The organism is Bifidobacterium catenulatum DSM 16992 = JCM 1194 = LMG 11043 (assembly GCF_001025195.1).
GTDB classification, from domain to species: Bacteria; Actinomycetota; Actinomycetes; order Actinomycetales; family Bifidobacteriaceae; genus Bifidobacterium; species Bifidobacterium catenulatum.
In genome coordinates this window covers 995,786-1,014,762 of the sequence record NZ_AP012325.1, presented here as the reverse complement: position 1 = coordinate 1,014,762, position 18,977 = coordinate 995,786, and the positions used below count along the sequence as shown (strand labels likewise).

The following is an 18,977-nucleotide window of genomic DNA, read 5'->3' as shown; positions in this document are numbered from 1 at the left end:
CCATATTCCAAAAATCATCTTGTGACGATCTGACGTCCGTCGATGTACAATGCGCCAGCGGTCGGGCCCGTGGCGAGCGTGTGGTTCCCCGCCCATTTCAGACTCCAGCCCGCGGCGGAGAGCGCCAAGCCCCAGCCCTGATCGTTGGTGAACTGCAAGCCGCCGGAGCCGATGGACAGTTTGCCGTATTTCACCGTCTCCAGATCCAGGCCGGTCCGGGCCGAGCATTCGACATGCGCCCCGTCTGGCGCGGTGATGCTGATGCCGCCCGCGCCGAGCTGGATATGATAGGTGACCTTCTCGTTCGCCGTGGGCTGCACGGTGATGTCAAGACCGTCCTGCGACAGGATCAGATGCCCGGAGCCGACGCCATCGTCACCGGCCACCTGGAAACTGTGCCGGTCGATGCGTGTGAGCAGGTTGCCGTCCTTGTCCAGCAGGTCGAAACTGCCGTCGGTGTTCACGAGGGCGCTCACACCGTCGAACACGCCGTTCGACTGATGGCCGGCGCGGACGCCTGCAGAAGTGAGGCTGATGCAGTCCTCCAGCGTGCCGACGCGCGATTGGGCGTCGGAAGCGTTCGACTGTGCGGTGTTCGCCGCGTCCAGCGTGGACTGGTTCTCGACCTTCGTGGCGAACTTGACATCAAGCGACTCATTGTTCTGCGTGACTTTGGAACTGATCTCCTCCGTCACGCCATCCTTGGTCGCATACTTGCCGGAAACCTCGCTGGTGATCCTTTCATGCTCCACGGTGATGTCGGATTTCGTGGCGAGACCGCTGCCGTCCGCGCCCTTGTAGGATTGCACGACACCCAACGCTATCGACTTGGACTGCTGGTCGACGTATGACTTTGTGGAATAGTCCTCCGGCGCGGGACTCCAATCTGTCGGCTTGCCGCCCTTCTCCAACTTCCACTTGCATTTCGGAGCTAAATAGATTCCGACATGGATGCTGGCCGCGTTCGCCGCAGTCGTGAAAGTCACGTGATCCGGGCCAGGAAAAGTTATCGAATCGACGAGCAGGCCGATCAGATTCCCGTCTGAGTCGAGCTGGCTTATCCTCCCAGTGAAGGTGACGTCCGCCATATCGTCGTAGGCGGACAGCGTGTATTGCGTGGACGGCGATACGGATATTGGGGTTTTGGTGCAGGAGTCCCCGGTCCAATCGTCGTCGGACTGGGAGGCGTTCGCATCCGATGGCATTCCCGTTGACGGGTCTATGTATGTTTTTATCAGGTTCGAGTCCGCAAGCAGGTTCGTCCCGCCAATCGAAAGATTGTCGAAATCAGTTTTGGTGGCGTAGGTTTGCGACACTTCGCTTTTGAAACCGCTCAGATTCTGTTCGAGGCTGCTGGTGCGCGTGACGAGGCCGTCCGCTGTTTTCCCCACCTGAGTGATGTTCGCCGTGTTGGATTCCACGGTGCTTTTGAGGCTGTTGGCGGTCTGCACCGCCGATGCGGCTTCGGATGCCGCCTCGGTTATCCTCACGGACAGGCCGCTGGCGGTCTGCTCGACCGAGGACGCCTTGTCCATCGCGCCGTTCGCGGTCTTCGTCGTCTCCGTTATCTTCGAGGACAGCGAATCGCTCGTGGCCGACAACTCCGCCTTCGTGCTGTATTTGCCGTCGGCCTGCTTCGTGGTCTGATAATCCTTGCTGATCGTGGCCTTCAGCCCGTTCGCGGTCTGCTCGACGCTCGTGGCCTTGCTCAAAGCCGCCGAAGCGGTCTTCGTGGTCTGCGACACCGTGGACGACAGGCCGTTCACTGTCTGCTTCAGCTCGGTCACGCTCTTCACCGTCGTGTCGCCGCGCGTGATCTCTCCTTCGAGCTTCTGTCCGAACTCGGTCAGTTTCGTCTGCTGGCCGTTGACGGTGCCTTTGATGTCGGTGATCTGGCCGGCCAACTGGTCGCCGGTCTTGCCCAGGTCATCCGCTTTCGCGCTTACCTTGTCCACTTCAGCTTGCAAGTCGGAACGCACCTGGTCGGCCTTCGCCGCCGCGGCATCCGCCTTCTGCTGCGCGTCCTGGGCGGCCTTGTCGATGCCGCTCGTGTCCACGAGCGGCAGCTGATTGCCATCCTGGTCGATGCGATTCGCGCCATCCTGCGCGCCATCGCCAATGATGACATCCGTATCACCCTGGGTGGGGATGCGCACGGTGCCGATTCTGTGGGTCTTCTGGGTCAGGGCGAGGCGCATGGCCTTCATGCCCAGGCTCAGGCCGAGCGTCGAATCGTCTGGATTCAGTTCCACGTGAGAGGACATGACCACCTCCAAAATGTCAGACCATGGGATCATCCATGGCGTCGAATATCAGATTCACCTTGTCCGTCTGATCGCCGCTCATCTGCATGAGCCGGCACTCGTACACGCCGTCCGCGAGACTCGGGAATCCTTGAATGTCCAACCGCATCGTCTCGCCGGGCCAGAAACTGCCGAGCGGATGCAATGGAGTGCCGTCCGCGCTCATGTCGTTGGCGTGGAGTTCGCCCTTGATCTGCATGAGCGGCGCGCGATTCGCGGCGAGCACGCCGTCCGCCTGCTGGCGGAGCAGACCGGCGTCGGCGGCGTCGGTGTCGCTGTAGGTCATCTCCCGCAGCGGGAACGGCTCGTGACTTCCATTCACAAGGCTCAGGTCTTCGGACAGATGGCATAATTGCGCCTTGTCTGTGCCCGAGCCGGACGCGTACACGCGGCTGACGGCACCCAAGTGGTCGATGGTGATGTTCTCCAACGTCCCGCCATACGGGCTGCTGGAGAGTTCGATAACGGTGTCCTGCAGTATGTCTGGATCCGCGTCCGAACCTGCGACGAAGTCGAAGCGGATCGTGTCGCCGGACAGTTTCGGCCGCAATTGCAGATCCGGCCCGTTTTCCACGTTGGCGATCTTGTTCCACACGTCGGAGCATTTCAGATTCTGGATATCCCACGAATCGTATTCGCGCTGGTGCGAGCCCTTCTCGCCCCTGTAGTGCCAGTCGATGGGCAGTCCGCCACCCGGCTTGGCGTTGGTGCACAGCCAGCCCGCCTCGGCCGCGATGGCGCGGAGGGATAGATTGCCGAAGTTGATGACATCCGTGCTGGTGCTGCCATTGGCGGCTCCGTAGACTCCCTCGCGCACCAAGTATCTATCGCCGAGGAGCCCGTACAGGCTTGTCAGGCTGAAATCCGTATCGAGCGGGCCGTCCTTCCTCTGGCCTATCAGTCCGCACAATATTGGTGTGCCGATGGCATCCTCCGAATCGAGGGGGCTTGTCCAGCACAATGCGATGCTGCGCCGGTCGGGCGCGAGGAGCCGGGAGCGTTCGCCGGGCGAATCGGCCGGCACCGCCGTCCATGGGAGCTTCAGGCCGCTCGTCTCGTCCTGGCCCACGCCCTTCGACTTCGTGGTGGAAAGCGACGAGTCGGCCACGCTGACCGACCAGCTGAAATTCGGCAGATCGATCGGGCACAGCAATTGCCCGCTGATCGTGTCCACCACGTATGCGCGCCAAGCCATGCGCACCTCCTTAGCCGACGTTCACGCCGCGATCCCACACCTCCAAGGTGCGTCCGGGATAGTTCTCCTTGCCATCCGAATGGCAGATGAAATAGACGTTCTCGCCCCACGTGACGCGATGATTCCTCGTGCGCACGGTATGCCACCCGGCCTGCAATGACACCAGGGCGTTCAGGTGCACCTGCTGCCATGCGCGGCTTACCTGGAACTGGCCGCCGCCGCCCTGCACGTCTTTGCCGTCGATCTGGAAGCCCACGTACCAGCAGGCCATCTGGGTGGCGTCCTCGGTGGGCTTCTTCGGATTGTCATGCCGGCAGGCGCACGCGGTGGCGGTGTATCTAAGCTCCACCAATCGGTCGGTCGGCAAATAAAAGACGGTATCCTGCTCGAAATAATCCTTGTCGCCGTCCGCGATGTTCGACGGGCCCTCGTAGTTGCGCACGTTGCGCGCTATCAGACCCTTCGACGCGCCATAGGGCATGGCGTAGCGCTCCGCGCCATCCGTGCTGCACGACTTTGTCTGGGTCATGCCGGCGGGCACGAGCATGGCCGCCAGGCGCACCACGTCGCTCGGCACCTGGTCTATCGGCACGTCGGGGTCTGCGGCGGGGGTGCCCTGCGTGACGCCGAGCACGACCTGGTTGTCCGCATCGCCCTTGTCCAAGTCGTGCGCGCGCATCCAGATGATGTCATATCTGCTCAGCCCGGCGTTGCCGGCGGCCACCGCGGGAGTCTGGCCTCCCGGCCAGTACGCGAGCACGGCCTCGCCCTTCTGGCCGTCGGGCTGGATGAGCGCCGTGCCCGCGGCCACGCTGTAGGTGAGCCCTGTGCCTCCGGTCACGGTAAGCCCCTGAATGATGCCGTCACTGGCCCACTGGGCGCTGATGATATGCCGATGCACCTGAGGGCTGACGCCCTGCGATTTCGCGTCGGGACGAATGCCTAAAGCCGTGGTCATAAGTGTTGAACCTCCAAGCAGATAAACGTTTAGATATACGTGTCACGTGATTCGCATGTGACCCAGCCGCTGCCGGGCGTGGTGAGATTGACGGTCAGCGCGCTGCCGGCGGGTATCGTCATCCAGCCACGCTGCGAAAGCTTCGCCGTCACGTCCACGCCTCCCATCGTCGCCGTGCGCGAGCGTGTGTCCAGGAGCACCGGTGTGCCGGCGTGAATCGCGCTGTTGAAGGCAAGAGTCGAGCCCAGCCCATCACATGCCAGACGAAGAGTGCAGCCATTCGGCCACTCACCGTTAAGCGCGTAGGTCGGATATGCGCGGGAAGTGCCCTGGTTCGGCAGACGCATGACCGTCGCACCATCGGAGACCACGCCATACGACAGCGGGTACGCAAGGCCGGCATTGCCGGTGCCGTAGCTCAGACCTCCGGCCTGCACCACCGACGCGCGGGCCTCGCCGGAGTGCGCCAGCGTGGACAGGCGCTCGGGACGCTCGAAAACGAGCGTGATGGTCGAATCGGCAATGCTGCCGGACCTGTAACCCGGCTGTTGGGTCAGTGTGAGGTATCCACCTCTGCAGTAGGTGTCCTCGGCGCTGTCGACCACACGCATCGTGACCTGACGATGCACGAGCTTGCGGACACTGTCGATCAAAGCGATGAGCGCGTCACGACTGGAGGCATTGGCATTCCAGTGCAGGGTAACGGTACGCGACGCATACGAGATGTCATCCTCATCCACGTCGTGTCCACCGTCACCTTGGCCGCGAGCCGTCACATTAACCTTCGCGGCGGGAGTCGACCACCAACCCTCGATGCCACCCTTCGCAACGCACAGGCAATCAAGATCACCCGAGCCCTCGAAGCGTACCGGATCCAAGCCGGAGGCCGACAATTCAGCAAAATAAGCCATGACGGCCTCCTTATCGCAATTGGTGCCTTGCGGTTCGCACGAGAATCGATGCATCCGCCCACGGGTCGGAACGCTCCGGAATATTGACGTTGAGATTCACGGTCCGATCGCCCTTGTCTCTGACTTCGCCGCCGAAGACCTTGAGGACCTGCTCCCGCGTCAGCACGAGCTCAGGCTGCTTAGTCTCATTGGCGACGAGATGCCGTCCGGGGGGTAGGATGCCGCCACGGTCGTACAAGGTCGGCCGATCCCCGACGATGCCGCCGAAAGCGTAGCCGCCGGCCCTGTTTAGGGCCGACAGGCTGCCATAACGGTGCAATGCGTAGTTCACGCCAGCATAGATGTTGGCGAGTGGATTCGTGATACCCAAGCTGCGGTACGGTCCCGCGTAGGCGTTGAAAGTACCTGGGATCGTCTGCATCAGGCCCTGCGACGGATGGCCGGCCTTAGCATTCGAATCCCAATTGTTGATCGCGTTCGGATTGCCGCCGGACTCCTGATTCATGCGCCGAAGGACGGTATCCGCCCAGCTCTCAGCCTGTCCAAGCTCCTTCAAAACGCGGATGACGAGACTGCGCCACTGTTCGACGCCTCCGCCCACGGCCCCATGGTATTGGCCGCTCTCGCTCTTGCTTTTCCACTTGTCGGTCAGAGATGAGGCGAAGCTCTTCGCCTTGTCGACCAGAGCGGATGCGGCCTTGACCGGTAATTGTCCGACCATCATGCCGAACTGGCCACCGCCGATGCCGGCAACCTGCGATTTGACCGGCGAGAGGATCTTCGACGCAACCCAGTCGCCCGGATTTTTCACGAAGCTCTGCGCAGTCTCGGACAGGTCCTCAAGCCATTTCTTCGCACCGGACACCGCAGAGCCGACCTTGCCGACGATGCCGCCGCCGGCGAACCTGAGCCCACCCATCATCATGTCCTCACGGACGGCCGCGACACCCTGACGGCGTGCGATACGATTCCAGCGATAAATGTTGGCCGCACCTACAGCACGCGTCCATTCTGGGACCATCCACGCCTCGCCGGGCGATGTCATCGCCGGAATGGAATCAACGCCTGGCGCGTAGCCAGGATTGATGCCACCCTCGGCGAATTTCACGTCCGGAAGCTTCAGGTTCAATCCGACGGCTCCCGCGACGGAATTCCATATCTTCTTTATACCATTGGTATAAACGGTGTTGACGATGAAGCTCACAGGCGATTTGGCGGCGTCCTTGACCTGATTCCAGCTTGACCGGATCCAGTCCTTCGTGGTGCTGAAAGTGTTGCCGATTGCGTTCACGGCATTGCTGATCGGCGTTTTGACGTTCTGGTTGAACCAGCCGCCGACACTGCCGAAAATGCCGGTTATGCCGTTCTTCGCGGATTGGAAAATACCGGAGAATGTTCCCGGAATGCCGGAGAACCAGCCGGTTATGCGCCACGGAACACCACCGAACCATGCGATGATGCCGTTCCAGACGGATTGCGCCAAACTGCCGGCCGACGAGAACCATCCGCCGATCGCGGAAGGAATGCCGGAAAACCATGCGCCGATCACGTTTGGAATGCCGCCGAACCAGTCGCAGACACCCTGCCAGCCGGATTCGACCCATTGCCCGGCCGAGTCGAACCATCCACCTACCGTCGATGGAAGACCACTGAAGAAGCTGCCGATAGTCGCGGGCAATCCACTGAACCAGTCGGTCAGGCCCTGCCATTTCGCGCTGATCCAATCGACGCATCCAGACCACGCCTGCTGGACCTGATCCACGCCGGACTGTTGCATTCCGCCGACACTCGAAATGGCGTTACTGGCCATGCTCGGCCAGTTTAGCGGATTGAGATTATGCAGCCAAGTTGAATTCTTGACGCCAAGGAAGGAGGAATTCTCCTGCGTCTGCTGGTACTGCTTCTGGTACTGCTCGTATGCCTTGTCACTCGTATCCTTGCCTTGGACGCCCTGCATGGCCTTCCAAAGCGTCTTCGGAGTGCCCTTCTGCAGATTGTTGGCAGCTCCGGCCAGCATGCTGCCACCCAATGCGAGGGTTCCGCCCGCGCTGCCCAGCAGCTTGCTGCCGGTCTTGCCGACCTTGTCGATGAAGGAGGATACCGTCTTCGGGACTTTGAGGTCCTTCAGCACGGTGCCGAACGTCTTCAACGCCTTGCCGCCGGTCTTGAACGCGGTGGCGATGTCCTTGCCAGTGCCGTACACGTTCTTCAAGATCTTCAAGCCCTTGCTGCCGAGCCACAGGTAAATAGCCGTGTCAAAGATGGCTCCCTGCTGTTCCGCGCTCAGACTGTTCCACATCTTCTCGATGTCGGCGATGAGCTGGATGATCGGCTTCAAGCCCTCCAAGGCGACATTGAGCGCCTTGATGGCCTTGTTCAAGTTCGAATGGTCGCCCTTCGACGGAACGTCGAAGAAGGCACTGAGTCCCGGCAGGTTCTCGACGACCTGCTTCGCCGCATCACGCAAATCAAGCAGATTCTGCTTGAAGCTGATGAGCGTGTCACGGTCGACATTCTCGAAAGCGCGGTTGAACTCGTAGGTGAATTCGCCGGTCTTGACGAAATTCACCAGTCCGGCGTACCCCCACTTGATACGCTGGTAGGCGTCCTCGATGCCCGTATAGGAGCTTTTGTCGATTTTGAACGCCTCGGCGAACGCCTTGTTGACCTTGCCGGTCGACAGGAACGCTGCCAAACCATCCCACGCGCCGCTGAACCAGTCGGTGAACTGGCCGATACGGTCGGTCATCGCGTTCAAAGCGCCGGTCAGCTGCGGTTTGACCTTGTCGAGCGCGGTCATGCCGAGTTTCTGGACGGCCGCCTCCCAATTGCCCATCGCGCCTTCGAACGTGGTGGTGGATTCGGCGGCCTGCTTGGCCACGTCGGTCATGCCAAGCTGAAGAATCGCCTTGTTGAATTCCTCGGCAGTGATTTCGCCACCGGCCATCGCATCACGGAAATTGCCCGTGTATGCGCCGGCCTTCTTCATGGCGTCCTGCAGTTTGCCTGACGCGCCAGGAATCGCGTCGGACAGCTGGTTCCAGTTCTCGGTGGTCAGCTTGCCGGCGCCGGCGGTCTGCGTCATTACCATCGCGACGGACTTGTATGCTTCGGCTCCGCCGCCCGCCACTGCGGTCAGGTTGCCCGCGGCCTCGGCGAGCTTGCTGTAGTTCTTCACGCCGTTCGACGCAAGCTGGGCCGTGGTGTTGCGGATGTCGGAAAGGTTGAAGACCGTTTTATCGGCGTAGTCCTGCGTGCTTGCGGTCAGCTTCTTGATGGTATTGTCGCTCACGCCCGCGAAGCTCATGGTGCTGGCGAACTTCTGCGCCGAATCCGAAGCGTCGACCATCGAAGAGCCAAGCGACGCGAAAGTGGAAACCGCCTTGCCGACGACACTGGACGTGAAGCCGCCGACTGCGCCGGCCATCGCGCTGAACCTCGCGGTCATACGACGGCTGGTCTCACTGAACCGCGATTGCGCTTCAGACAGGCCGCTCGTGGAGGACTTCGCCAAATCGGCGGCCTGCTTCCACTTCTGCAAGGCATTGCGGAAACCGCCGGTCGCGGTGCTCGCTTTCTGCTGCGCGGCCGCCAGCTGCGTCTGCGTTTCCTTCAAACCGTTTTGCGCGGCGCGGATCTGCTCTTCGGCGTTCTTGTACGCCTCGTCCTTCTGACGGGCCTTGCTCCGCGCGTCATTCAATCGTGCCTGCGCGCTGATCGCCTGGGAGGATGCTGCACCGTATTTCGCGACGGTCTCGTTGAGCTTCGTTTCGGCGGCCTGCACGCGCAACGTGGCGCTCTTCTGCTCGTCACGCGCCTTCACGATCTGCGCGGTGGCGGTGGTCACGGCCTTCTGCGCGCGCTTTTCGGCGCCTTCGAGGTTCTTGACCTGCTCCGCCAGCACGTTCGTGCCGGCCGCAGTGTTCATCGAGTCTGCGAACTTCCTGCCGGCGTTCCGGCCGGCCGAAGCCGCTGCGGCCGTCACACCGGAATTCAGTTTCGTTCCGAAAGCGCTCAGATTCGGCAGCACGTCAATCCATGCGGCTGTACCGGCCATGACCATTCACCTTCCTAATCTCACCGGCCCAAAGCCAAGGCCATGAGTTCCTTCCGCTCGCGCATCCGCAATTCCCTGTCAGGGTCTTCCGTCACGGATTCGTCCCGCCGTCGCGTGGGCGGCAGGATGCGTGGCCGGATATCCTCTTCGGTGATCTTGCGTTCCACCAGCGGATTCGTATTGACTATCGTCAATTGCAGTTCGCGGAGCATTTCACCAACGTCATGCGTGAGCCATTCGCCTTCCGTCCAACCATCGCCGGACACCGCCCGGTAAAACACGTTGTCTGGCGGCATATTCACGATGAGGGCATGCAATGCGCGAAGGCCCAACCGTCCCTGCCAGTATTCGGCGATCGGGTCGCGTGGACTGTAGACCGCGCACAAGGCGGCCTCCAGTTCCTCCGCATGCCCGTTCGCCGTCAGCAGGTCTACTGCCGTGTAGGGTTTCCCTCGGCGTCCGTTTCGGTCAGATCGGAACCGACCTCGTTGAGCAGCAGGAGCAGCAGGCTCACTTGACCGCCCTCTTGCTCGTAACGCTCCCACTGGTCGCCAAGCAGTGCTTTCGCCAGTTCGAATTCGTCATCGGCCTTCTGAGCCCTTACGAAAGCGCGCTTCTCCTCGTTCGTCTGGAAGATTGGCGAATGGATTTTGAATACGGTGGCATCCTTGCCGTCATCCAAAGTGAATTCGATCCATTCCGGAATCGTCGGATGCGATTCGAGGTACTTCGCCTTCACTGCCTGAAGGTTGTATTTTGCTCCCATTTCAATCCTTTCATAAAAAACGGCCCTTTCATGCGGCAAACAATGGAGAAGAAAATCCCCACGACGGTGAAAGGGACAAAAGCCGTCGTGGGGAAGAATCAGAAAAAGAGCGGCTGTCAGACTTCGGTCGAGACCTTCTCGCCCTCGTAGTAGCTCTTGTTTACGGCCGGGTCACGATAGAACGTGAACGTGGTCTCCTCGCCTTCCGCGTCGCTGCGCGAATGGGTCAGATCGCCCTGGTTCGTGACCTTGGCCTTGTAGCCCGCCTCGACACGGTAATGCGCGCCGACACCGGTGCCGTCCTGCATGAGGACGAGCAGACGATAGTAGGGAAAGTCGCTGATCGCGCCATCGGAATATTCGAAGCCGTTGTTCTTGTCGGCTGGCCACTGTGCGACCGGGACGCCATGGGCGACGGCCTTCACCCACGCGTTCATTTCCAGGAACGTGACCTGCAGGGTGCGGGTCTTGCTGGTGATGTCGGAGCGAACCGGTTCCAGATCCTGTACGGCGGACACGTCGGAGGAGTCGATGCTTCGACTGATCTTCATGCCATCGGTTGAAATGTATCCGAGAATCTTGAAACCGTCCGGTAGGGCGTTCGGTTTGTTCGTGGTCTTGTCGAAGAATTCCGACGGCATGGCGGTGGAGTAGTCCGCCAATGCGAGCAGCTGGGTACCCCACTTTCGGACGTTGCCGTTGTTGTCGTCGAGAATGCTGACCACATCTGTTGCAGCCATTAATGCTCCTTAAATATTGATGTTTTGTGGTCTGAGGGAAAGCGTGACGGTGGCCGTGCATCGGAGCACGGTCGGATCATCGTCGGCGATTTCCGAAAAAGACGTGAGCGTGGAGGAATCGACGTACCCGTACTGGTTTCCCGCGCCCTGCAAAGTCGACAGGGCGGCGGTCAGCCTGCACGTGAGGTCGTCCAGTGAATCATGGTCGGCGGCGAACACGTCCACATCCAAGCTGGGAGCAGACGTGTAGGTGCCGACGTCGAGGCTTCCGCCCGGCGCGAGGCTCACAACCACGACCGGCAGAGAATCGGACAGATTCTCCGGCACCTCGGTCAAAACCTTCATATCGTGGTCTGCGAGCCATCGGATGACGATGGGCAGTGGCGCCGGCCATGAGCCTTTCAGAGTCAAAGCCATAAGCCATCAGCCCGCTTCCGCGACCGCCCGACGAAGGAAACCCTTCTTCGGATAATGCTTGGAACCGTACTCCTTCTCCGTGGCATGCTCGTCGCCGATGATGACCCGCGCGTATGGTCGCGCGATATGCGTCGGGGACTTCACGCCCGGACGGCGACCTGAATGGATTCGCACCGATTCCGCGTATTCACGGTCGCCTTCCTTCAAGGCGATGCGCTGCACGATGGGAGCGATGCGTCGGGCCTTCGCATCCAAGGCCACGGTGACGGCCGGATTCGTGAGGACGTTCTTCTCCATCCACTCTTTCGAGACTTTGAAACACGTCATAGTTCACCTTCCGTCCGTCCGATGCAGGTTCACCGCGAGATTCCATTTCGTCGGCTTGATGCCGCCATCGAAGGGGATCGGATCGCCGACGACCTGCCAGACACGATCACGCGCGCGGATACGACAGCCGCGAAGTGGCTTGTCATATCCTCGTGGGAAATAGGCCGTCAGGTCGACGCTCAAAGCGTTCGGCAGCGTGCTGTCCTGCACGTCGGCCGGAGTGGCCGCGCCCAGCAACACGCCGGACACCGGTTCATCCGACCATTTCACGGTCTGCGCATTGTATTTCCCGCCACCATCCGTCTTGGAGGGACGGAGCACGACAACCTGTTCACCGTCAAGCATCCGCACCACCATCCAAGCTGATGGAAAACGCCCGCTGGCGGCCGTATCCCAAAGACCGCTTCTCAGCGCTCGTCAAATACAGGTCGCCGGCCGGATTCGAATACGTGAGCGATTCCGAGAAAGGCCCTGCCGTCTGGGTGGACTGGCTGATTCCAGCCGCATCGTCACCAGTCAGCATGGCCCTTTTCACGATCGCGCATGCGATGCGCTTCAACGTCATCGGATTCGCTGCCGCGTATCTCGGGCATTCGGTGCGGATCAGGTCGCTCGCATCATCCAGCAGGACTTCAGCCTGACGTTCCTCCGAATCGGACAGGACGCGCCAACGTGCGACCAGATCGTCGACGGTGGCGAACGCGATCATGTCGTCGCCGGACATCATCAGTCGGCGACGGACTTCGGTTGGATGACGGACGCCGGTGGGTCCTCCACCGTCTGTTGCGACTGGGAGGCGGCGACGGACTTCGGTTGGATGACGAACGCCGGGAAACGCTTCGACTTGTTCGGCTGCACGTCGTTGATCGGATTGGCGATCTGGAAGCCGGCACGGAACACGACGCGCATGGCGACGCAATCCTGCTGGGCGAGGTTGAGGATGACCTTGCCATTATCGTCGGTGATGGGCGCCTGGTCGAGCATCTTGAAAGTGATGTCCTGACGGACGCCGATGACGAAGTTAGACCAGTCAGCGCCGAGCAGCACGGCCTTGGTCATATCCCACGCGCCATTGTCCACTTCGTTGAGGCCGTAACCGTACAGGGTGGACGGGGCGCCGGATGCGAGGGATGGTACGTAGATTGGCGCGCCGTTGTTGTCGCGCAGGCCGATGAGCTGCCAGTTCAGTCCAGGCTGGCTTGCGAAACCGTTCATCGCGAACCCCTGTTCGGCGAGCTTCTGGCCCATGGTCGCCACGTCGGCCGCTAGGTCCGTGCCCTGGGTGAGTTTGTTTCCGGCGGCAATGGCCTGCGGGACGATGCCGTCGGGAAAGCTCGACGGCTTGTCGGTGCCGAACAGGCATGCCTGGTCGAGCTTGTAGCCGATCGCGGCGGTCAATCGCGGCATGACCTCGTTCCAGATGGGGATGCCGGCGTCGTTGATGACGGCTTCCGGGATCGGCACGATCGCGGCGAGTTCCTCCGCGGTGATGTTCAGGCCGCTCCAGCTCATCTTCGTGGTCTGCTTCAAACCGGTGTCGCCGCCGACCCAATAGGCGATGGGCTTGCTGTCCAGCACCGGCTGGGTGCGGGTGCGGGTGCTCATCGTGATCTGGCGTGCGCGGGAGAGCATGACGCTCTGCTTCGGGATGTCCTGGATGATCTGATTGGAGTATTCGGTGGGGATGAGGCCGCCGCCGAGGTCGGTGGAGCCAATCATCTGATTGACGATGGAAGCCATGGGCTTCTCCTTCCGTTAGTGTTTATTTGTTGTGCCGGGCGATCGAACGTATCCAGTCGTCGGCGCTTTTCGGTGGTTTCTGGGGCAGGCCTGACGGGTCGCCGAGCGCGGAAGCGCCGGAACGTTCCGGGTTCTTCCATTCGGAGAGAGCCTTCGCGTTCGCGTTGATCTCGTCCTCGGTCGCGCCGAACAGCAGCGACGCGGGCACTTCGTACTGTTCGGCCGCCGCGTTCTTCCAGGCGTTGACCTGATTGGCTGTCTTCAATGCGGACAGTTCCCTCTCGGCTCGTTCGGCTCTGCGGGTCAGCTTCTCCGTTTCGGACAATTGACTTTCCTTGAGCCTGTCGAGTTCGTCGGCGGCGTCCTTGTTGGCCTTCGCGCGGGACTCCCATTCGCGGGAGTGCTTGATGGCGTTCTCGTACTTCGCCTTCCAATCCACAGACTTCTGCGGTTCGGTGGACTGGGCGTCCTCCGAACCCTCCCCCTGCGGCTGTTGGGCGTTGTCGATGGTGGCTGCGTCGGTCATTGCTTCTGTTCCTTCCGCCCTGTTCCAGGGCATTGAAAAAGCCTCGTTCCGGGGCTGTGAGTGGTGGGTGCGGGACTCGAACCCGCGATGTGTCGGTGTCGGAGATTTACAGGCTCCTGCCGTCGCCGCTGGGCCAACCCACCAAAAGCGTGATAGAATGTGGAAAGACCGGGGGTCCTCTGCGGCGTTGAAATAACACGCAATGAGCGGAGGGGTGCTCCCGGTTGTTTTATTTCAATTCGATTTCCGAGAACCCTTCACCGTCGAAGATGAAAAGCCTGCGGATTTTCCATTCGCGGTCGTTGTATTTCTCCAATTGGTGCACGAGTTTGTCCTTACGCTTCGTCTGGCCGAGGTCTATGACGAAACAGTCCTTGACGACATCGTGATTCTCCTTGGCGCTTCGAACGGCCTTGGTGATGCGGTCTGCGATCTTGCCGAAATCTGCTTTCGCCATGGATTTCAATTCGCACAATTCGTTCGTTTCAATCCAACGGAAGTCGTTTGTCGCCGTTGCGTTTTCCTTGTCTCTTGGTATCCATTCGACATGGTTGCCGAGATTCTGGAAACGTTCGAGGAACACGATCTCCTGCGGGTAAAGCGTATCCACCGAATGCGGGACCCCGGCCCGTTCCTGACGCCGATACCATTCCGCGTCGGTGGCATCCGCCAATCCCTTCATCGAAAGCAGACGATCCTCGTTCTGGGCGTGCGGCTGCTTCCAATCCTTCGGAACCTTCACGGGCACCAGCCTGCCATCCGTGTACTTCCCCGGCTGGCTCCGCATTGCCGCGAGAACGTCTTCCATTGTGGGATTGTCGCCTGCGGCCTTGTAAGCCTTCTCATAGTCCTCATAGAGCTTTTCTGGGTCGTAGCCTTCGATGTTCGGCTTGTCCTTGTCCCAGCTGGGTACGATCTCGCAGTCGCAGTCGGAATGGTATTTGTTCATCGCGCCGGCGGTTTCGGCTGATTCGTACACCCAGCCGCGGGACGCGAGCATGGCGCAGAACGCGCACGTCTTCGCGCCGGACGGGACTCGCGCGTAGCGTGGTTTCTTCGGATCGCGTTTCGCGTTGTAGCGGATAGTGTCGCGTCCTCCCTGCTTCACGCCCTTGTCCACGACGGCGTTGAGGAAGCGGAGCATCCGCCCCGGGTCCGCGTCGTCGCCGAACAGGACGCCGGCGTTCGCGCGGATCAGCTTGCTGATGTCATCGTTCGCCTTTACCGGCGTGTGTGCTTTGAAATCGTCGGAGATCCACTTGTCGCGCACGCGCTGATACCATTCGGCGGCCGCGACGCTGGATGTGTCGGCGTATTTGTCGATGATCGCCGGCACCAGTTCGAGCAGCGCGTCACGTTGTCTGGCTGGCTCCCAATCGGCTATTTCCGCCCAGACGTTGCCAAGCTCGCGCTTCGCCAACGCCGTCGAGCGCGCTTGGGCCTGGGACAGGCTGTCGATCTGGCTGCGGTCGGGCGTGCGGTTCGCGTCACCGGACATCGTGGCCTCCGATCATGTGTTTCATTCGTCGTCTGGGTTCTTGAGGGAGACGGGCTGGAGTCCGGTGAATCTGACGCCATCCAAACCGATGAGCGAGGCCGCGTTGGCCGGGTCGACTCCGGCGCGGACCGCGACGCCCAGCGCATCGAACTTGGCTTTCATGCCGTTAGCCCCCCCACATCCGCAGACTCGCCGGCGTTCCTGGTTTCCGTGGCATCGGCCTGCTGCGTTTCGGAGTCCTGCTTCTGGGCTTTGCCGGCATCGCCGACGAGCCTGTCCAGGATGCCGCGCGCGTCCTGCGAGCGGATCGTGTCCATGATGTCCGCGATGTCGTCGTGGTCGAAGCCCGCGTACCGCCAGCCGGTCTCGGACCGGGCGAACGCTTCGGACACTCCGGCGATCTTGCTGAACGCGTCGGCTCGGGCTCCGATGCTGATTTCCTTTGTCGGCTGCCATTGGCAGCGTATCCCGGTCAGCGTGTCTGGCATGTCGGACGGCGGTATGTGTTCCTGGAGGCATACGACCATGCGTATGGTTTCCTCGAGAGCATACGAGAACAGGTGGTTTTGGCGGTCGGCTTCGCGCGAGAGCTTGCGTTCGGCAGCCATCATCGCCTCGGCGCTGGCTGGATTGTCCATGGTGATGCCCAGATCGTTGACCGGGATGCTGGTCTCGCTGGATACCATCAGCGCGATGGTGCGCAGCATGTCGGAGTGCGGCTGCATGGTCATCTGCCGCACTTGCTGGAGTGTTGGTATCTCGTCGTTCTGGTCGCGGCTGACCGAGTTGATGCTGCTGACCAGCGAGCTCCATTTGTCCTGGAACGCTTCTGGGTCGAGGCCGAGGAACCAGAGGCTTGGAGCCGAGTAGAACTCGGCTCCAACCTCCATGCGGAGCATGGTTCTTATGGCCGCGTCGGTCAGTGCCATGAGTGGTCTGGTGATGCGTGATCGTCCGAACGGGCGTTCGGCCTGCGGGTCGTAGCAGACCGGCACCACTGTTGGATATGGCCAGTCGTTCGGGCATGCGACGGCCTTCCATGCGCCGTGGTTCCTGAAACAGCGGTAGACCATGTTAGGGAGCCATATGTTCATGTCGGTCACGTCGCCGTATTCATCGATGTCGGTGATGGTCAACGCGGCTTTGATGCGGTTGCGCATGTAGTCCCAGATGGCCGCTGACCATGTGGCCGGCCGTGGTATCACACGGACGCGGCGGCCGTCGTCCGGGTCTTGGAAGACGGTGAGGAACGCGCATGAGTGCGTGTAGGCGTTGATGATGGTCTCTGGGACGATCAGGTCGAAGCGGTTGGCGTCCATGATCTGCTCGACACCGTGCGTATCCTCGCCGTCCGGTAGGTGGAATCCGTCGAAGACGGACAGGTCGGCGAGAGTCTTCACCGCCTTCGCCGGCCAGCCCACGCATGCGTGAAACCGGCTGGCGAGCTTGTCCGGCACCGCGATGCCGAGGTTCTTCACACGTTCGTGGGCGTTGTAATATTCCGTCCTCAACGCGTTGCGCTCGTATTTCCTGATCCATACCCGGTACAGGCGCTGCACGGTGTCCATGTCGCTGTCGGGGATGCCGGAGATCGGCCCCAATGCGGAGAATTCAACCATAAATATCATCCAACTCTCTGTTTGCGTCCTGGAACACGTTTCGATGTGAACGCACCGTACAGGGCCAGCGTGCAGGCCACCAATGGGCTGATGTCCACGTCGGCTCCGAGCTTGTTCCACGCCAACGCGCCCGAGGCACCAAGGTTGCGAGTGATCGCGCCTCGCACGGCGGCGGCCAATTGCGGCTGCGCGTCGTCCGGCAGGTGTTTCAGCTGTCCGTCGTTGAGCATGTCCTGGAATCGTCCGTAGGCGCGTCCCATCTCGGCCATCGAGGTGATGGTCACTCGGACATGAGCCTTCTGCAGTTCGGACAGCAGGCTCATGGCCGGCGACTGCGCGTCGATCACGACGGCGGCGGTCTCCGGCCAACGTTCACGCAGCCATTCGACCGCCCATTGGGTGCCGTTGCGGTGCGCGTCCTCGATGGCGGCCATCTGGATCAAGGCCGTGCCGTCGTGCAGCTTCAAGGCATTGCCGATGACCAGCGTGCTGCGGTCCGGCGGCATGTCCAAGGCGAAACTCGGAATGCCTCCATCCGGCACCTGCATGGTCTCGGACTGCTTCCACAGTTTCGGATCAATAGCGCGAACCGCCACATGCTCGTCCCAGATGCCCAAGGCCTCGCGTCTGAACGAATCTTCGGCGAGCAGGTTGCGCATTCGCATGATCGCCTGTTCGCTGGTGCGCTTCGGATAGCTTGGATTGGCTTTCGCCCACGCCTCACGGTCGTCGGAATCCGCATCACGGTCGGCCGCCAGTTCGACGTACAGCATGCCCTCGGCGTCGCCGCCGAGCGCAAGATCGCGTTTCTCGCCGAACGCCTCGGACTGGTCGCCCGGCTTCGGCGGATTGCCCATGAACACGACCAGAGGATTCGGACTCGTGTTCACGATCGGAATCAGATTGTCCAAAGCCTTCACGGTGAGGATCTGCGCCTCATCGAACACTTCGATGTCAGCGGAGTGCAGGCCGCGGCCGAAGCCGTTCTCACGGGCGCCGAACATGATGCGGCTGCCATTCGTGAATCGAATCTCCTGCTGGCCGTTCGCACGGCGAACGTTCTCCACATATCTGGCGAGCTTCGGATTATGCGTCATATCGCACATGTCAGCGAACGTCTCGTCCGAGGTACGCGTATGATGCGCCGTCCAGATCACCAGCGTGTTCGCCCGTCCGGCGCACAGAATGAAAATCGCGTTGCCGACGGTGAACGTCTTGCCGATCTGGCGGCAGCTGGATAATACCGCGCCACCGGAGCCGCATGCGTACTTGCCATCCGCGCGTTTACCGAATAGAAGGTAGAGGAAGCCCTTCTGCCACAGGTCGAAGTGTATGCCGGCCTTGCACGCGGCCTTGTCAATCATCGCGAAATCGCTCGACGTGATGCCTTCCGGCTTCACGAGCCGTTGGGCGAGTTCAGACAATCGACGCTCCGACATCCTCCGAAACCTCCGTCACATCATCGTCATCGAACAGTCCGCCACCGCCCTGCATGTTCTCCAACCGTTCGCTGACCGCGATCAGCTGTCTGCTGATGGCCGGCAAGGCGTTTGCTGGAGTCGAGATGTCGTCCAATGCCGCGCGCAGGCGGTCGCGGTTGTGCCGGAGCACGTCCTCGAAGGAATCGTCCATCATCCGTTCGAAGCTGCGTCGGTCAAGCTCCGGGATCCTTGCCGGATCATTCTCTTTCGCCTGCTTCGGTTTCGGGACGGCAACGATCTCGCTGTTCTTCTTCCTGCGTCGATAGGCTTTTGCCTTGCATGCGCCTGAACAGTACTTGCTTGGCTTGCCGCGGCCGGATGGACGGAATTCCCTGCCGCATTCAAGACATTTCATAACGTCATACCTCCGTCACGTTTTCCCTATCGTCACGTTTTGAAATCTCGGGGAGAAATCAGCCCTATGCGGCGGGGCAGGCAG

The 18,977-nt window shown here is 61.0% G+C and carries 19 protein-coding genes and 1 tRNA gene; all 20 read right to left on the bottom strand.

Features of this window, described 5'->3' with window-relative positions:
* Window positions 1-14: 14 nt before the first annotated feature.
* Window positions 15-2,264 carry a hypothetical protein gene (locus BBCT_RS04330; RefSeq protein WP_034248599.1) on the bottom strand — a complete coding sequence of 750 codons (2,250 nt, stop codon included), beginning with the start codon at window positions 2,262-2,264 and terminating at the stop codon, window positions 15-17.
* 16 nt (window positions 2,265-2,280) lie between these two features.
* Window positions 2,281-3,498 (bottom strand): hypothetical protein, encoded by a 1,218-nt coding sequence (locus BBCT_RS04325; protein WP_003834961.1) that lies wholly within the window; start codon window positions 3,496-3,498, stop codon window positions 2,281-2,283.
* 10 nt (window positions 3,499-3,508) lie between these two features.
* Window positions 3,509-4,456: a hypothetical protein gene (locus BBCT_RS04320; protein WP_003834962.1), complete on the bottom strand. Its 948-nt coding sequence runs from the start codon at window positions 4,454-4,456 to the stop codon at window positions 3,509-3,511.
* A gap of 29 nt (window positions 4,457-4,485) precedes the next feature.
* On the bottom strand, window positions 4,486-5,367 hold the full coding sequence (locus BBCT_RS04315; RefSeq protein WP_003834963.1) for a hypothetical protein: 882 nt from the start codon (window positions 5,365-5,367) through the stop codon (window positions 4,486-4,488).
* Between the two features lie 10 nt (window positions 5,368-5,377).
* Complete coding sequence (locus tag BBCT_RS09445) at window positions 5,378-9,424, bottom strand: tape measure protein (RefSeq protein WP_128805882.1); 4,047 nt, start codon at window positions 9,422-9,424, stop codon at window positions 5,378-5,380.
* A gap of 20 nt (window positions 9,425-9,444) precedes the next feature.
* A complete protein-coding gene (locus tag BBCT_RS04305) occupies window positions 9,445-9,810 on the bottom strand; it encodes a hypothetical protein (protein ID WP_003834965.1) in 366 nt (121 codons plus the stop codon).
* A 44-nt stretch (window positions 9,811-9,854) separates the two neighbouring features.
* Window positions 9,855-10,190: a hypothetical protein gene (locus tag BBCT_RS04300; protein ID WP_003834966.1), complete on the bottom strand. Its 336-nt coding sequence runs from the start codon at window positions 10,188-10,190 to the stop codon at window positions 9,855-9,857.
* A gap of 116 nt (window positions 10,191-10,306) precedes the next feature.
* The gene (locus BBCT_RS08600) at window positions 10,307-10,930 is read right to left on the bottom strand and encodes a phage tail tube protein (RefSeq protein WP_003834967.1); all 624 of its coding nucleotides are present in this window, start codon (window positions 10,928-10,930) and stop codon (window positions 10,307-10,309) included.
* 9 nt (window positions 10,931-10,939) lie between these two features.
* Window positions 10,940-11,275, bottom strand: a complete 336-nt coding sequence (locus BBCT_RS04290; RefSeq protein WP_128805883.1) for a hypothetical protein — start codon at window positions 11,273-11,275, stop codon at window positions 10,940-10,942.
* Window positions 11,276-11,353: 78 nt separating this feature from the next.
* The gene (locus tag BBCT_RS04285) at window positions 11,354-11,674 is read right to left on the bottom strand and encodes a hypothetical protein (RefSeq protein WP_003834969.1); all 321 of its coding nucleotides are present in this window, start codon (window positions 11,672-11,674) and stop codon (window positions 11,354-11,356) included.
* A 3-nt stretch (window positions 11,675-11,677) separates the two neighbouring features.
* Window positions 11,678-12,019 carry a hypothetical protein gene (locus tag BBCT_RS04280; protein WP_003834970.1) on the bottom strand — a complete coding sequence of 114 codons (342 nt, stop codon included), beginning with the start codon at window positions 12,017-12,019 and terminating at the stop codon, window positions 11,678-11,680.
* Window positions 12,012-12,401 carry a Gp19/Gp15/Gp42 family protein gene (locus BBCT_RS04275; RefSeq protein ID WP_003834971.1) on the bottom strand — a complete coding sequence of 130 codons (390 nt, stop codon included), beginning with the start codon at window positions 12,399-12,401 and terminating at the stop codon, window positions 12,012-12,014. Before BBCT_RS04275 ends, BBCT_RS04280 begins: the two co-directional genes overlap by 8 nt.
* Window positions 12,401-13,414 carry a phage major capsid protein gene (locus BBCT_RS04270; RefSeq protein ID WP_003834972.1) on the bottom strand — a complete coding sequence of 338 codons (1,014 nt, stop codon included), beginning with the start codon at window positions 13,412-13,414 and terminating at the stop codon, window positions 12,401-12,403. Before BBCT_RS04270 ends, BBCT_RS04275 begins: the two co-directional genes overlap by 1 nt.
* 22 nt (window positions 13,415-13,436) lie before the next feature.
* A complete protein-coding gene (locus BBCT_RS04265) occupies window positions 13,437-13,940 on the bottom strand; it encodes a hypothetical protein (protein WP_047750629.1) in 504 nt (167 codons plus the stop codon).
* A gap of 61 nt (window positions 13,941-14,001) precedes the next feature.
* Window positions 14,002-14,083, bottom strand: a tRNA-Tyr gene (locus tag BBCT_RS04260).
* An 86-nt stretch (window positions 14,084-14,169) separates the two neighbouring features.
* Complete coding sequence (locus BBCT_RS04255) at window positions 14,170-15,438, bottom strand: VG15 protein (RefSeq protein ID WP_003834974.1); 1,269 nt, start codon at window positions 15,436-15,438, stop codon at window positions 14,170-14,172.
* Window positions 15,439-15,459: 21 nt separating this feature from the next.
* Window positions 15,460-15,600, bottom strand: coding sequence for a hypothetical protein (locus BBCT_RS09140; protein ID WP_003834975.1), 141 nt, complete (start codon window positions 15,598-15,600; stop codon window positions 15,460-15,462).
* Entirely contained in the window at window positions 15,597-17,057 is a 1,461-nt protein-coding gene (locus BBCT_RS04250) for a phage portal protein (RefSeq protein ID WP_157835507.1), read from the bottom strand. The genes BBCT_RS09140 and BBCT_RS04250 overlap by 4 nt, the downstream gene beginning before the upstream one ends.
* A 5-nt stretch (window positions 17,058-17,062) precedes the next feature.
* Window positions 17,063-18,496 (bottom strand): hypothetical protein, encoded by a 1,434-nt coding sequence (locus BBCT_RS04245; protein ID WP_003834977.1) that lies wholly within the window; start codon window positions 18,494-18,496, stop codon window positions 17,063-17,065.
* Window positions 18,474-18,893, bottom strand: coding sequence for a hypothetical protein (locus tag BBCT_RS04240; protein ID WP_003834978.1), 420 nt, complete (start codon window positions 18,891-18,893; stop codon window positions 18,474-18,476). Before BBCT_RS04240 ends, BBCT_RS04245 begins: the two co-directional genes overlap by 23 nt.
* Between the last annotated feature and the right edge of the window lie 84 nt (window positions 18,894-18,977).